Source organism: Shewanella oneidensis MR-1, assembly GCF_000146165.2.
Lineage (GTDB): Bacteria > Pseudomonadota > Gammaproteobacteria > Enterobacterales > Shewanellaceae > Shewanella > Shewanella oneidensis.
The window spans coordinates 3,512,113-3,525,641 of record NC_004347.2 but is presented as its reverse complement, the minus strand read 5'-3'; the positions used below and the strand labels follow the sequence as shown (position 1 = coordinate 3,525,641).

The 13,529-nt window shown below is 43.6% G+C and carries 16 protein-coding genes and 4 tRNA genes; 15 read left to right on the top strand and 5 right to left on the bottom strand.

The genetic code is table 11. The features are described 5' to 3' along the window. The first annotated feature begins 37 nt into the window (after positions 1 to 37). The 12 genes from SO_RS15805 (at position 38) to SO_RS15750 (ending at position 10,234) form a co-directional block, all read left to right on the top strand. On the top strand, positions 38 to 991 hold the full coding sequence (locus tag SO_RS15805) for a YbgA family protein (protein ID WP_011073253.1): 954 nt from the start codon (positions 38 to 40) through the stop codon (positions 989 to 991). Positions 992 to 1,078: 87 nt separating this feature from the next. Then, complete coding sequence (locus SO_RS15800) at positions 1,079 to 2,116, top strand: MerR family transcriptional regulator (protein WP_011073252.1); 1,038 nt, start codon at positions 1,079 to 1,081, stop codon at positions 2,114 to 2,116. Further along, entirely contained in the window at positions 2,106 to 3,644 is a 1,539-nt protein-coding gene (phrB, locus tag SO_RS15795; protein ID WP_011073251.1) for a deoxyribodipyrimidine photo-lyase, read from the top strand. The genes SO_RS15800 and phrB overlap by 11 nt, the downstream gene beginning before the upstream one ends. Positions 3,645 to 3,688: 44 nt before the next feature. Continuing rightward, positions 3,689 to 4,135, top strand: a complete 447-nt coding sequence (locus SO_RS15790) for a nuclear transport factor 2 family protein (protein WP_011073250.1) — start codon at positions 3,689 to 3,691, stop codon at positions 4,133 to 4,135. After that, a complete protein-coding gene (locus SO_RS15785; protein WP_011073249.1) occupies positions 4,135 to 4,935 on the top strand; it encodes an SDR family NAD(P)-dependent oxidoreductase in 801 nt (266 codons plus the stop codon). The genes SO_RS15790 and SO_RS15785 overlap by 1 nt, the downstream gene beginning before the upstream one ends. Further along, complete coding sequence (locus tag SO_RS15780; protein WP_011073248.1) at positions 4,932 to 6,182, top strand: NAD(P)/FAD-dependent oxidoreductase; 1,251 nt, start codon at positions 4,932 to 4,934, stop codon at positions 6,180 to 6,182. Before SO_RS15785 ends, SO_RS15780 begins: the two co-directional genes overlap by 4 nt. Beyond that, on the top strand, positions 6,179 to 6,970 hold the full coding sequence (locus SO_RS15775) for a DUF1365 domain-containing protein (RefSeq protein WP_011073247.1): 792 nt from the start codon (positions 6,179 to 6,181) through the stop codon (positions 6,968 to 6,970). The genes SO_RS15780 and SO_RS15775 overlap by 4 nt, the downstream gene beginning before the upstream one ends. A 1-nt stretch (position 6,971) precedes the next feature. After that, complete coding sequence (locus tag SO_RS15770; RefSeq protein WP_011073246.1) at positions 6,972 to 8,228, top strand: SAM-dependent methyltransferase; 1,257 nt, start codon at positions 6,972 to 6,974, stop codon at positions 8,226 to 8,228. A 21-nt stretch (positions 8,229 to 8,249) separates the two neighbouring features. Next, entirely contained in the window at positions 8,250 to 8,822 is a 573-nt protein-coding gene (locus SO_RS15765; RefSeq protein ID WP_011073245.1) for a DUF2878 domain-containing protein, read from the top strand. 20 nt (positions 8,823 to 8,842) lie between these two features. Then, positions 8,843 to 9,391 carry a chalcone isomerase family protein gene (locus SO_RS15760; protein WP_011073244.1) on the top strand — a complete coding sequence of 183 codons (549 nt, stop codon included), beginning with the start codon at positions 8,843 to 8,845 and terminating at the stop codon, positions 9,389 to 9,391. Then, positions 9,379 to 9,930, top strand: coding sequence for a DUF3833 domain-containing protein (locus SO_RS15755; RefSeq protein WP_011073243.1), 552 nt, complete (start codon positions 9,379 to 9,381; stop codon positions 9,928 to 9,930). Before SO_RS15760 ends, SO_RS15755 begins: the two co-directional genes overlap by 13 nt. 94 nt (positions 9,931 to 10,024) lie before the next feature. Next, positions 10,025 to 10,234, top strand: a complete 210-nt coding sequence (locus SO_RS15750) for a hypothetical protein (protein ID WP_011073242.1) — start codon at positions 10,025 to 10,027, stop codon at positions 10,232 to 10,234. Positions 10,235 to 10,292: 58 nt separating this feature from the next. Here the strand turns inward: SO_RS15750 and SO_RS15745 are convergent, their stop codons facing one another. Beyond that, complete coding sequence (locus tag SO_RS15745) at positions 10,293 to 10,637, bottom strand: DUF3634 family protein (protein WP_011073241.1); 345 nt, start codon at positions 10,635 to 10,637, stop codon at positions 10,293 to 10,295. 154 nt (positions 10,638 to 10,791) lie between these two features. Here SO_RS15745 and SO_RS15740 point away from each other — a divergent pair, with 154 nt between their 5' ends. After that, complete coding sequence (locus SO_RS15740; RefSeq protein WP_011073240.1) at positions 10,792 to 10,977, top strand: hypothetical protein; 186 nt, start codon at positions 10,792 to 10,794, stop codon at positions 10,975 to 10,977. A gap of 148 nt (positions 10,978 to 11,125) precedes the next feature. On the opposite strand, the gene SO_RS15735 is transcribed toward SO_RS15740, so the two are convergent. From SO_RS15735 to SO_RS15720, 4 genes are all read right to left on the bottom strand, one after another. Continuing rightward, positions 11,126 to 11,201: transfer RNA gene (locus SO_RS15735), tRNA-Thr, on the bottom strand. A 21-nt stretch (positions 11,202 to 11,222) separates the two neighbouring features. Continuing rightward, a tRNA-Phe gene (locus tag SO_RS15730) sits at positions 11,223 to 11,298 on the bottom strand. A 522-nt stretch (positions 11,299 to 11,820) separates the two neighbouring features. Continuing rightward, positions 11,821 to 11,896 (bottom strand) — tRNA-Thr (locus SO_RS15725). Between the two features lie 21 nt (positions 11,897 to 11,917). Continuing rightward, positions 11,918 to 11,993 (bottom strand) — tRNA-Phe (locus tag SO_RS15720). Positions 11,994 to 12,380: 387 nt separating this feature from the next. Here SO_RS15720 and SO_RS15715 point away from each other — a divergent pair. Then, positions 12,381 to 12,932 carry a cytochrome b gene (locus SO_RS15715; RefSeq protein WP_011073239.1) on the top strand — a complete coding sequence of 184 codons (552 nt, stop codon included), beginning with the start codon at positions 12,381 to 12,383 and terminating at the stop codon, positions 12,930 to 12,932. A 4-nt stretch (positions 12,933 to 12,936) separates the two neighbouring features. Further along, complete coding sequence (locus SO_RS15710; protein ID WP_011073238.1) at positions 12,937 to 13,512, top strand: YceI family protein; 576 nt, start codon at positions 12,937 to 12,939, stop codon at positions 13,510 to 13,512. The last annotated feature ends 17 nt before the right edge of the window (positions 13,513 to 13,529 follow it).

The window sequence follows — 13,529 nt, the reverse complement described above, 5'->3', positions numbered from 1 at the left end:
CCGTAATAGTATCTAAAGTGATACAAGGAATCTCATTATGTACAAGTTTAATCCACAGCGTATTCAAATAGGGATTAGTGCCTGCCTCTTAGGAGAAAAGGTTCGTTTTGATGGCGGTCATAAAAATTCCTCCTATTGTAATCAAGAAATTGCATCATTTTTTGATTATGTTCCTATTTGTCCAGAAATGGCGATTGGTCTAGGTGCACCCCGTAAAAGTATTCGTTTAGTACGCGATGGTGAGCAAATTCGAGTACAGAGTGGGGATGGTAGCTTGGATGTCACCGAAAAACTCAATGATTTTAGTGAGCGCAAAGTAGAAGAGTTAGATTTTTTAGGGGGGTACCTGCTGTGTGCTAAATCCCCAACCTGCGGAATGGAACGTGTGACAGAGTACAAGATTGGCACCAATAACGGCTCTAAATCCGGTATTGGCGTATTTGCCCGCAAATTGATGGAACGTTATCCCCATTTACCGGTTGAAGAAGAAGGGCGTTTGCACGATATGGTGCTGCGGGAAAACTTTTTTACAAGGGTCTATGCCTATCACGATTGGCACAAGATGCGTCACGAGGGGCTAACTAAGCATAAGTTAGTGAAATTTCACTCCCGTTATAAGTACTTATTAATGGCCCATAGTCCCAAATGGTATCGCGAGCTTGGGCCCATTGTGGCCAATATTGAGGATATTGAAGCGACCGCTGACTGCTATTTTACCGGCTTTATGGCCGCCTTAAAAATCAATGCGACCCGTAAAAACCATACCAGCACCTTACAGCATATTCAGGGCTATTTTAAAAAGCATTTAACCAAGGAGCAAAAGCTAGAGCTGTCAGAGATGATTATGAAGTATCGTCAAGGACTCTTGCCACTATTGGTACCTATCACCTTGATTAATCACTACTTAAGACAATTTCCAACACCTTATATTGAAGATCAAGTGTACTTAAATCCTCATCCAGAGGAATTAAAGTTACGTTACGCCTATTAGTTGGGGGCGGATAAGAGTGGTTTGCGGGGTGGTTTAGCACAACACGCCCTAGGCTAGGCATTCAGACTAACGCGTTAAGAGACAAAAATGGAAGATCATAATTTAGAGCTTGCAGCTGATAATCCCTGCAGTAGCCAATTACTGCCGATCGGTGAGGTGTCGCGGCTTACTGGCGTTAATGCGGTGACATTAAGGGCTTGGCAGCGCCGTTTTGGGCTTGTTATCCCTGAACGTACTCCCAAGGGGCACAGGTTGTATAATGCCGAAAATATTAAACAAATTCATGAGATTAATGCATGGTTAGCAAAAGGCGTTGCCATCAGTAAGGTAAAACCATTATTGATGAGTTCGGCTAAAGCGCTCGATGTCGCGAGTGCGCAATCTCAAAAGTCAGACATTTGGCATCAGCAGATATTAGCGTTAAATGCTGCACTTTTTGAGTTAGATCAGCTCACGTTTCACCAAATTTTGGATGAAACCTTGGGCTTATATCCATTTCAATTGGTTAAACAAAAACTGCTACATGCTTGGTTTGCACAATTAATGCCTTTACTGGAGCCGCGTTTAGATGTTGAGCTGCTGCTTGCTTGGTTAGACAGTGAGTTAGCTAGCCGTATCGGTGGGCGTTTAAGCGCGGCGGGGCTAGCAAGTTCGCCCCAGATTGCGTTAGTGCGTTTGCCTTATGTTACATCGCAAAAAAATACAGAGCCTACTCTTGCGTCCAGTTCAAGCCTTACTAACCGTTTATCTTTCCTCGTAATATTATTGGAGCTTGCCGAGTTAAAAGTCACTGTGATTAATCTTGGCGTGCAACATATCAGCAGTCTTGGGCTTATCAATAACAGACTTAAGGTTGATGCTTTAGTGTTATTACCAGAGGCAAATCATTCGCTATCAAAGCAAACTGAGCTACAAACCTTGCTCGACACAATGCCACTGGCTTGCTACCTCATAGGTCCCTTTGCGCCCACATTAACTGCATTATCAGGTTTTATTGCCCCGAATGTAGCCGACTTGATTGGACAAATCGCCACCGCGAAGCAGCACCACAAAAAGCAGCACCGCAGACAGAAAATCATGGCTAACGCCGAACAAATTCAAGGAGGGATTGTCGATGAGCGTTAATCAAAACAGGTCGGGGAAACATGCATTAATGTGGTTTCGGCAAGATCTGCGCCTTACCGATAATCAAGCGTTTACGGCCGCCTGTGATTGGGTAAGGCAACATCATGCCGCCAAGCTTAAAGCGATTTACATCGCCACCCCAAGTCAATGGCATCAGCATGATATCGCGCCAATTCAACTCGACTTTATTCAGCGGCATGTGAATCTACTGGCCCAAGGACTGGTGAGCTTAGGGGTTGAATTTGAACTCATTCAACTCGATAGCTTTAGAGATATTCCCGCATTTTTAACGAGTTATTGTGAAGAGCATAGTATTGGACGGGTATTTGCAGGACAAGAACCTGAGATCAATGAGCAAAAGCGCGATCAAGCTTGTGTTGAAGCGGGAATTCCTTTGTCACTTAGTGATGAACATTGCTTATTACCACCGGGAACCGTGCTTAATTTAAGTGGTGACATGTATCGGGTGTTCACTCCTTTTAGTCGCAAGTGGCGAGAGGTTGCCGCAAAACAGGCCATTTTGCCGCTAGGTGTGCCCGCGCCGCTAGGCTCTATCTTGTCTGAGCCTAAGCCATTATTTTTTAAAAATATCGGGTCGACTTATTTAGCTGCGAGTAAGGACATTGCGTCATCTAAAAAAGGCTTCAATCAAACCGCACCAAATCCGCTTATCTCGAGTGAGCAGTGGGCGGCAGGTGAAGGGCAAGCCAAGCGGCTGCTTAATCAATTTATTCAGCAAAAAGTGCAAGACTATAAGCAAGATAGAGATTTCCCCGCCATTGATGGCACCAGTGTTATCTCCCCTTATTTGGCGATTGGCGTACTCAGCCCAAGGCAATGTGTCGCGGCGCTATTACAACGTTTCCCTGAAGTCATTGTTGATGACACAAGCCCAGGGCGAACATGGCTAAATGAGCTGATTTGGCGGGAGTTCTACCGTCATTTGCTGGTGGCTTTTCCTGATTTATCAAAGGGAAACAACTTTAATCGCCAAGCCGATCATGTGCTGTGGCGTAATAATCAAAGTGAGTTTTTAGCTTGGTGTGAGGGCAAAACAGGCTATCCGATAGTGGATGCGGCCATGCGGCAACTTAATCAAACGGGCTGGATGCATAATCGTCTGCGTATGGTGGTGGCGAGCTTTTTAACCAAACACTTGCTTATTGATTGGCGTTGGGGGGAGCGGTATTTCCGCCAGCATCTTATCGACGGCGATCTGGCGGCTAACAACGGTGGCTGGCAGTGGTCAGCTGGATGCGGTTGTGATGCGCAGCCGTACTTTCGGATTTTTAATCCTATGAGCCAGAGCGAAAAGTTTGATCCAGATGGCCGCTTTATTCGTAAGTACTTACCAGAACTCGCATCTTGGGGCGTGACGCGATTGCACCAACCCAATCAGCAAAAAATGCCTTCGTTGTTTGAAGCACCGTTATTTGCATCGCAAGCGGATTATCCCAATGCGATTGTTGAGCACAATGCAGCAAGGGCAAGGGCGCTGACGGTACTAGGTGTGCTGAAAAAGGCTTAGACCATAAGTTCAACCTTAATACTTATCCCTCAGGGAGTGTCTGGATGATAAACCAAGCGAAGATTGAGCATAGCGGATTAGTAGATGATTTTATCGGCCTCTATCAAGCGTTAAACAAGGACAACCTGCATCTACTTGCAGAGGTCTATGATGACAATATTTGTTTTATCGATCCTATGCATCAAGTGAATGGCCTAAACGCGCTGACACAGTATTTTGCCAAGCTTTATCAAAATATCGGCTATATTCATTTTGAAATCAAAGAAGTATTACAGGATGACACCCAAGCCTCGCTGTTTTGGCAAATGCAATATCGTCATCCTAAGCTCAATAAAGGAGAGGTAGTTCGGGTTGATGGGATGAGCCAGCTTAAGTTTCATCAGCGGATTTATTTTCATCGGGATTATTTCGACCTTGGGCAAATGCTGTATGAGCATTTGCCTTGTATGGGCGGGCTTATCCGTCTGCTTAAAGACCGAGCTGCAAAGTAATGGCCTCTTTACTCAGCAAAAAAATCAACACAGTGCTGGTAACAGGGGCAAGCTCCGGTATCGGTTTGCAGTTAGCGAAGGATTATTTGGCCTTAGGTTGGCATGTGATTGCCTGTGGCCGTGACGCCACAAAACTTGATTTGTTGGCGCAGACTGAATTGATAGGCGCCACTTGCTTGAGTTTTGATGTTACTGATCGCCTTCAAGTCCAGCAGACGGCCTCTGAGCTAGGCGATATGCTCTCAAGTAGTGAATGTCTATTAGATGTTGTTATCCTCAACGCAGGTAGTTGTGAGTATATCGACGATGCAAAACATTTTGACGATCAGCTCTTTGAGCGGGTAATTCATACTAACTTGATTGCGATGGGCTACTGTTTAGGGGCATTTTTACCTCTAATGCCAAAGAGCGCGCAATTAGCCTTGATGAGTTCCAGCGCGATTTATTTGCCTTTTCCCCGTGCAGAGGCTTATGGCGCATCTAAAGCGGGCGTTAAGTACTTGGCCGCGAGTCTCTCACTCGATCTTGCGCAAGATAATATTGGTGTCAGCGTGATTTGCCCAGGATTTGTGGCAACACCTTTAACCGCCAAAAATGACTTTGCCATGCCAATGCAAATTGATGTGCATGAGGCTTCGCTGGCGATTCGTGTTGGAATAGAACGCGGTGATGCAGAGATCCATTTTCCAAAACGATTTACTTATTTACTGAAATTGATGTCATTTTTACCTGCATTTGTATGGCAAAAAATGATCCAAAGAGATAGCCAAGCACAAGCGCTAAAGGGCACCAAAAGATGAAAAATATTGCCATTGTAGGTACAGGGATTTCAGGTTTGACCTGCGCCCACTTGTTGAGTCAGGCCAACAAGGTAACGGTTTTTGAAGCTAATGATTATATCGGTGGCCACACTGCCACTGTGGATGTGGATTATCAAGGTAAAACCTATGCGATAGATACCGGATTTATCGTATTTAACGATAGAACTTATCCCCTTTTCGAGCGTTTGTTGGCGCGTCTTAATGTCAGTATTTTGCCGACTGAGATGAGTTTTAGCGTGCACAATGTGCTCACAGGGCTTGAATACAATGGCCATCACTTTGCGAGTTTGTTTGCTCAAAAGCGTAACCTTCTGAATCCGCGCTTTTGGGCCTTTTTAAATGAAATTGTTCGGTTTAATAAAAGCTGCAAGGCTATTTATCAGCAGGATCAATATCCTGATACCAACCTAGGGAATTTCCTCGACAGAGAGCGCTTTTCAGCTTTTTTTGCAGAGCACTATATTTTGCCAATGGGCGCGGCAATTTGGTCGTCAAGTATTGAAGATATGCGTGCTTTTTCGCTGCGCTTTTTTATCCGTTTCTTCGAGCATCACGGACTGTTAAATGTGACTGACAGACCACAATGGTATGTGCTGAAGGGCGGCTCTCGCAGTTATATTCCTGATTTAATTGCACCATTTAAAGATAACCTCCATTTAAACAGCCCAGTCAGTTCAATTGAACGCCATGAAGATTGTGTCAAGTTGTGTGTCAATGGTCAGTGGTATGAATTTGATGAAGTAATATTGGCTTGCCATAGTGATCAAGCGCTTGGGATGCTAACCGATGCAACCTCCGCCGAAAAAGCCATTTTGGGCGACTTACAGTATCAAAATAATGAAGTGGTATTGCATACGGATACCCGCATTTTACCTAAGCGTAAAGCGGCTTGGGCAAGTTGGAATTATCGCTTAGATGGCGATAAAAAACGCCCCGCATCAGTGACATATAATATGAATATCCTGCAGCGCTTGCCCGCAGATGCGCCTACGTTTTGTGTGACGCTCAATCAGAGCGAGCTCATTGATGAGTCGAAAATTCTGCGTCGTTTCAACTATGCTCATCCTGTCTTTAACGAACGTAGTTTACTGGCACAGGCAAGGCGGGAAGAGATTTCTGGCCAAAACCGTACCCATTTTGCAGGGGCCTATTGGCACAATGGTTTCCATGAGGATGGTGTACGCAGTGCAGTAGAAGTTTGCGACCATTTTGGGGTCAGTCTATGAGTCAGCTCAAGAGTGGTATTTACTATGGCACGGTGACGCATAGTCGCTTTATGCCTATAAAACATCACTTTAGCTACGAAATGGCGTTGCTGGCGATTGATTTGGATGAGGTTGATTCTATCAGTCGTATGGGGCGGATATTTGCCAGTCAGCGCCGCGCCTTGTTGCGATTTAATCCTGCGGACTATCTCACCACGTTTACCTCAAAGGACAATCTTAGCCGTAAACTCGACGTAGAGGAGCCGAGTGCTTCAGCCCTCAAGAGCCGAGTACTTCAGCAAGTGGCAGAATTAGGTGGCGAAAAGCGATGTAATCGAGTGCTATTTGTTGGACAAATTCGGCATTTTGGTGTGTATTTTAGTCCGGTAAATTTTTACTTTTGTTATCAAAACCAAATACCTTTATATATGCTTGCTGAGGTGAGCAATACACCTTGGGATCAAAGGCACTGTTATTTAGTGGATTTGTCCGTCTCTAACACCACTGATAAAGTGTTCCATGTTTCCCCCTTTATGGACCTCGACATGCGCTACAAGTGGCATGTTGAGCCCCCCTCTGAACGCTTAAATATTGGAATTGAAAATCTGCCGAATCATTCAGGCAAGCGTTTATTTAATGCAACGCTTTCAATGAGTCGCCAAGAAATTAATGCCGCATCACTTCGCACACTGTTGTTTCGCTTCCCTTTTATGACGCTGAAAATTTTCGGTGGGATTTATTGGCAGGCGTTAAAGCTGTTCTACAAACGAGTGCCTTTTGTGCCACATCCTGCTCAAATGGAGAAATAATATGGAAAACACTGCATCGCAATCTTCTGTTGTGACGGCAAAGTTGCCTGACAGTCTTGCCCGTAAGCTACTGCTAAAAGCATTAGAAAATCTTCCAAACGGCTGTTTAACCATAGTCGAGGGCGATAAAAGTTATCGTTTTGGTGAGCATCATAGTGACCTACATGCAACGCTAGTGGTGAAGCATCCGAGCTTTTATCGTCAAGTGATGTTGTCAGGCTCCATAGGTGCTGGTGAGGGCTATATCCAAGGCTATTGGAGCAGCCCTGATTTAACCAAAGTCGTGCAACTTTTTGCCCGAAATCTGCCGCTACTTGACCAGATTGAAGCCAAATTTAGTTGGCTTACTGGCACGATTAATCGCCTTAAGCACTTATTGAATCGTAATTCGCAACAGGGCTCGAAACGCAATATCCTTGCCCATTACGATTTGGGCAATGCGTTGTACGAGCAGTTTTTAGACCGTGAAATGTTGTACTCCAGTGCCTTGTATCCCCATAGCGAGGCAAGTCTTGCAGATGCGCAGCTACACAAGCTCAAAACCATTTGCGAGCGGCTCGATTTAAAGCCGGGGCAAACCCTATTAGAAATCGGTACAGGTTGGGGCGCTTTGGCGATTTATGCAGCTAAAAATTATGGTGTGCATGTTACGACCACCACCATCTCCGATGCCCAATATGCCTATGCTAAAGCGCGGGTCGAACGTGAAGGGCTAAGCGATAGTGTGACCTTGCTGACCGAGGATTATCGAAATCTTAGCGGCCAATACGATAGATTGGTGTCTATCGAGATGATTGAAGCCGTAGGCCATGAATATCTACCAGGGTTCTTTAAAAAGCTAGAATCATTACTCAAACCCGAAGGGCGGATGTTATTACAGGCAATCACGATTTCAGATCAACGTTACGACAGTTATCGTAAAAGCGTTGATTTTATTCAGCGATATATTTTCCCCGGCGGCTGTTTGCCTTCGGTTCAGCAAATGGTTGGCCATTTAGCGAAGCGCACCGATATGCAGGTCTGGTCAATCGATGATATGGGCTTAGATTACGCCAAAACCTTAAAGGATTGGCACGACAACTTTGACCGTTCCGTTGCCCAAATCCAAACCCTTGGTTATGGCGAAGATTTTATTCGCATGTGGAAGTTTTACCTCAGTTACTGCGAAGGCGGATTTTTAGAGCGCACCACAAGCACTGTGCATTTAGTGGCTGTGCGCCCTGGGTATCGTTTACCCAATGCGATTAACCGTTGCTAACGTCGCGCTGAGATGCTCCCTATGGTCAGATACATTAAAAATATGTCAAAGCTTCAAGGATTTATTATCTATAACGCCTTGAGTTTTCAGTGTGTTTGGTGGAGTAGCATCTTATGGGGAAATGGAGTATTGCTTCTCAATATCCCTTTGTTATTGATTCATTTTATGCTGTTGGCTTTAGTTGAAAACCGACAAGCTGTGCTTCGGGACTTCAGTACCATGGTTAAGGTGGGGCTGCTGGGTATCGTTATTGATGTCCTGCTTACCTTGTTCGGGGTATTTGAGTTTACCGTTTTACCTTGGTGGCTCGCCTGTCTATGGCTGCATTTTGCCTTGAGCCTGCACCATAGCCTTATTTTTATGCGTGCTTTACCTATTCTTTTGCAGGTTATATTGGGCGGTGTATTTGGCAGTCTTAGCTACATTGCGGGCGCACAATTTAATGCGGTGACGCTTCCTTTTGGCGAAAGTGTTTCCATGCTTATCCTTGCTGTTGTTTGGGCTATCTTATTGCCGCTGTTTATCAAAATATCCCGTAGTGATAGGCAGATAAGTCGTTATGGGCTAGAAACTCATCGCCTGTGCGATCGTTAATTTTTAAGTGGAGAAGTCAGATGTCTATGCTATCGACTAAAGCGTATCTTAGCGTCATCTTTGGGTTGTTCTTACCCTTTTGTGGATATGCAAATTCAACGTCTGCGGTCGATAACTCGATGACCAAAGATCTTGTTGAGGTTGGGCGCGGCGAAATGGATTGGTTGTGGTTCAACTTATATAAAGCTAGGCTCATGACGCCAACCGGTCAGTATCAACAGGGGGAGTATCCGCAACTGTTAGATATTGAATATTATCGTGATATTGATGCTGCAGATTTACTCGAAGCCACAGCCGAACAATGGCGACATCTAGGTTACGCCGATAGTGATATTGGTAACTGGCTTAATTTACTTAAGGGCATTTGGCCCAATGTTGCGCTAGGTGATCATTTAAGTTTTAAGCTTATAGACTCAAACCAGAGCCAGTTTTATTTTAACCAACAACCCCTCAGGCTCATCCAAGATCCACAATTTTCACAGGCCTTTTTAGCCATTTGGTTATCGACTAAAACCAGTCGTCCAAGTTTACGAGCGCAATTATTAGGAGAAAAATCATGCGATTGTTAAAGCTGAATTGGGGCAAAAATATCATCTTAAGTTTATTGATGCTTAGCCTATTATCGAGTTGTTCCTCGGTTGAGGTGAGTGATTATCAAGGTACAAATCCTCCATTAAAATTGGAAAACTTCTTTAATGGGCCGCTTAAGGCATCGGGTATCGTGGAGGATTTTAGTGGCAAAGTGATCCGCAAATTCAATGTCACTATGGAGGCTAGCTGGCAAGGGAACGAAGGTGTTATCGATGAATGGTTTGTCTATGATGACGGTAAAACTCAAACCCGTATCTGGCGCATAACCTCCCTAGGCGATGGAAATTATACCGGGACTGCTGGCGATATTATTGGTACTGCAGTCGGTGAGGCGAGGGGAAGTGCGCTGCGCTGGCGCTACGATATGTTATTGCCTGTGGATGGCGATGAATACCAAGTGCATTTTGATGATTGGATGTTTTTGGTTAATGACAATACCATCATAAATAAAAGCGACATTATTAAGTGGGGGGTTACTGTTGCTAAAGTGACCTTAGTGATCCAAAAACTCGATTAACTGGCTTGCTCTCAATGTTAACGGTATGGCTTGGCTAATAATCTTTCTTTGACTGCACTAGATTGGCATAAAGCAATCTATCGTGAATCACATAATGAAAAAGCATTGGATGTTACTGGCTGTGTTAGCGAGCATTTCTTTAACTGCTTGTTCTAACATTGATTTTCGTTTCGAAGACACTTCAGAGAAACAAGCTGCTCCTAATCAGTCGAGTAGCGATGCTATGGTGCAAGATAATGAGCGCAGTATTCGCGATGCCCGTCAAGATGGCAAAATGGCACCAAAGGACCCAGTTAAATTCTAACCAGAATTTGAGAAGGTTAGCCCCTACTCATGAAGTAAGGGCTGACAAACAGAAGTGCTTAACCTGCTTGGCGACTATTACCGATAGTTTTTTTATCGTAATACTCAAAGGGAAATAGATTACGGATCCTTTGTTGTAGATTGTCATTCACGTTGGCAGAGATATGCAAACGGACGTCGGTATTTTTCTCAGCTCTGATTGTGCAAGTGAGTTTTTCCGCTTTAGCAAGATGTCGACATTCCTTCTCGAAACGCTCAGGGATTTTGCCTTTATGATGTGTCATGCGACCGTCTTTAAAATGCATTTCGAAAATAGTGAATCCCTTCTTACCACCAAATATCAGTTTATAAACCAGAAACAAACCAATCGCGATAAAAATGAGTTTAAAAACTGTGGCTGTCATAATGCCTCCTATCTTATGTTTGTAAAACAAAGATACTCTGGAGTCGCGAAGTTTAACAGTGCGCCAACACGCAAATTTAATTTGGCAAGCTAAAGATTCTGTCCTAGTCTTAATCGAGTAAGGAAATGTCACTCCCATTGTTAAGGAAAACGCCATGTACCTATCAAACGCTGACCGTTGGTCATTATTATGCAAAAAACAAATTGATATGATTGGTAAACTATCTGCCAGCTTTCCAGAGCGAAAAGAACCGCTTAATGAATTAACTCATAGCTGGCGACATTTACAGCATCAAGTACAAGCCGGTGATAGGCCAGTAATGCATGAGTCAATTAAATAGCTGTTTTTATAGAGTGCAGGTTTTTAGAGTCGAACTCAGAACCCACTGGCATGATTGGAAGTCAGTTGCTATACACTCTTGATGCCTTGATTTTTAGAAACACCATATAAACAAAAAAGCCACTCAATGAGTGGCTTTTTTGTTTATATGGTGCCGGCACCAAGAGTCGAACTCGGGACCTACTGATTACAAGTCAGTTGCTCTACCAACTGAGCTATGCCGGCTAAGCTTTTACTACAGAATAATGGTGCCCGAACCCGGAATCGAACCAGGGACACGAGGATTTTCAATCCTCTGCTCTACCGACTGAGCTATTCGGGCAACTAAACTAAGTGTTAGTAGTCTACTTCAAACTGAGTGTTTGACACCCCAACCGTTCGAAGTGCGCGTATCATATAGTGCTCGCTTTCGCTGTGCAAGCCCTTTTAATTCGACTGGCCAAGTATTAAACAAAAACGCCTTGATAAGTGGTTTCATCCCAGCGATCTTGATTCACTTGGTTAAAGTATCAATGGGTTAATACTGTTTTATGGGCAATTAGAGACAATACGATTAATCGCGAGCTGATAATGACGTATCATTTGTGGCAAAAAGTTCATTAGTAGATTGCAGCATAAACTAATCGCTTCAGGCATTCGTTGTTGAATATGAAAAGCTGCAAATAAAACCGCCACTTGATAAGTTGCGTTTGTATTTAGATAGTGCTGGCAATCACGAGATTGAACCTGTGACCGACTCGAATTATCGGGAGGGAAGTCAATTTCGACTTTCTGTTGATGTATTGCCATTTATCTAAATGGCTGAAACAAAAAAGCCACTCATTGAGTGGCTTTTTTGTTTATATGGTGCCGGCACCAAGAGTCGAACTCGGGACCTACTGATTACAAGTCAGTTGCTCTACCAACTGAGCTATGCCGGCTAAACTTTTACTACAGAATAATGGTGCCCGAACCCGGAATCGAACCAGGGACACGAGGATTTTCAATCCTCTGCTCTACCGACTGAGCTATTCGGGCAACTAAACTAAGCGTTAGTTGACTACTTTAAACTGACAAATTAATGCTGCCTCGTTTGAAGTGCGGCTATATTAACGAGGGTGTTTAGCCTCTGCAAGCGCTTTTTCCTGATAAATGATGCGTTCGACTGTTTAATGTGCACTTTGAGTGTTTTTTATCTATAAACGTGTCCAAACTCGTCGGGATAAGTGGGCTAACACTGTTTTTCCTACCGTTTAGACTCCATTTATCACTCATTCCTAACCAATAAAACACTACTTTGAGCTATTTTTCTAAATTTTAGAAAGATATGGGCGATTTTTACTGATTTTAGTTTTTAAAATTCGTTTTATGATAATGAACATTATTTAATTAATCGACCTAAGTATAAAGGTTTGGAGTAGCTGTATGTTTAGAAATACTAAGTTTAATTATGGACTTATTGCTATTGCTAGCCATTGGTTGAGTGCTGTTGTCGTGATCGGATTATTTGCCGTGGGAGTTTGGATGGTGGAGTTAACTTACTACAGCCCTTGGTATAAAACTGCGCCACATTGGCATAAAAGCATCGGGCTATTATTACTGGCATTAACACTTTTTCGTTTGGTTTGGCGCTTGGTCAATCCAAAACCTGCGTCAGAGCCAAATCACCAGCCATGGGAAAAGTTAGCGGCCCATGTGGCCCATATCGCCATTTATTTTCTGCTGTTGCTGATCATGGCTGCTGGTATATTGATTTCTACTGAAGAAGGTCGCGGAATCATGCTGTTTGACTGGTTTGAATTGCCAAGTTTTAGGCCTTTGTTTGAAAACCAAGCAGATATAGCAGGTGATATCCACCAATACGCCGCCTATAGCTTAATCGCACTGGTTGTGATCCACGCTGTAGGAGCATTAAAACATCACTTTATCGATAAAGATTCAACACTACTCAAAATGATTAAATTTAAACGAGGATAATATAATGAAAAAGCAACTGTTTAGCGCACTGATTGGTGCATCTCTTTTCGCTCCTATGGCGGTTTCTGCGGCTGATTATGTGATTGATACAGAAGGAGCTCATGCTTCTATTACCTTTAAAGTTAATCATTTAGGTTATAGCTATGTGGTAGGCCGTTTTAATGATTTTAGTGGCGACTTTAGCTTTGATGCCGCTAAACCTACTGCAATGAAGGTGAATGTTACTGTTAATACGGTTAGTGTCGATTCAAATCATGCTGAGCGTGATAAACACATTCGTGGCGAAGATTTCCTTAATACTGGCAAATTTGCGAAAGCAACGTTTGCATCGACTTCAGTGGAAGATAAAGGTAATGGCGACTTAGTGATTAACGGTAATTTAACCTTAAATGGCGTGACTAAACCTCTGGCAATTCAAGCCCATGCAGTTGGTGAAGGTCAAGACCCTTGGGGCGGATACCGCGCAGGTTTTACTGGGAAAACCACTTTTGCCATGAAAGATTTCGGTATTAAAATAGATTTAGGTCCAACCTCAAGCCATGTTGAGCTAGATCTTGTCGTTGAAGGCGTGCGTAAGTAAGTTTTCTGACTACTTAG

Coding starts and splice junctions, on each gene's coding strand:
- SO_RS15785 (WP_011073249.1), top strand. CDS start 4,135: ATGGCCTCTTTACTCAGCAAAAAAATCAACACAGTGCTGGTAACAGGG.
- SO_RS15805 (WP_011073253.1), top strand. CDS start 38: ATGTACAAGTTTAATCCACAGCGTATTCAAATAGGGATTAGTGCCTGC.
- SO_RS15710 (WP_011073238.1), top strand. CDS start 12,937: ATGAAAAAGCAACTGTTTAGCGCACTGATTGGTGCATCTCTTTTCGCT.
- SO_RS15790 (WP_011073250.1), top strand. CDS start 3,689: ATGATAAACCAAGCGAAGATTGAGCATAGCGGATTAGTAGATGATTTT.
- SO_RS15755 (WP_011073243.1), top strand. CDS start 9,379: ATGCGATTGTTAAAGCTGAATTGGGGCAAAAATATCATCTTAAGTTTA.
- SO_RS15750 (WP_011073242.1), top strand. CDS start 10,025: ATGAAAAAGCATTGGATGTTACTGGCTGTGTTAGCGAGCATTTCTTTA.
- SO_RS15765 (WP_011073245.1), top strand. CDS start 8,250: ATGGTCAGATACATTAAAAATATGTCAAAGCTTCAAGGATTTATTATC.
- SO_RS15770 (WP_011073246.1), top strand. CDS start 6,972: ATGGAAAACACTGCATCGCAATCTTCTGTTGTGACGGCAAAGTTGCCT.
- SO_RS15780 (WP_011073248.1), top strand. CDS start 4,932: ATGAAAAATATTGCCATTGTAGGTACAGGGATTTCAGGTTTGACCTGC.
- SO_RS15715 (WP_011073239.1), top strand. CDS start 12,381: ATGTTTAGAAATACTAAGTTTAATTATGGACTTATTGCTATTGCTAGC.
- SO_RS15800 (WP_011073252.1), top strand. CDS start 1,079: ATGGAAGATCATAATTTAGAGCTTGCAGCTGATAATCCCTGCAGTAGC.
- phrB (WP_011073251.1), top strand. CDS start 2,106: ATGAGCGTTAATCAAAACAGGTCGGGGAAACATGCATTAATGTGGTTT.
- SO_RS15760 (WP_011073244.1), top strand. CDS start 8,843: ATGTCTATGCTATCGACTAAAGCGTATCTTAGCGTCATCTTTGGGTTG.
- SO_RS15740 (WP_011073240.1), top strand. CDS start 10,792: ATGTACCTATCAAACGCTGACCGTTGGTCATTATTATGCAAAAAACAA.
- SO_RS15745 (WP_011073241.1), bottom strand. CDS start 10,637: ATGACAGCCACAGTTTTTAAACTCATTTTTATCGCGATTGGTTTGTTT.
- SO_RS15775 (WP_011073247.1), top strand. CDS start 6,179: ATGAGTCAGCTCAAGAGTGGTATTTACTATGGCACGGTGACGCATAGT.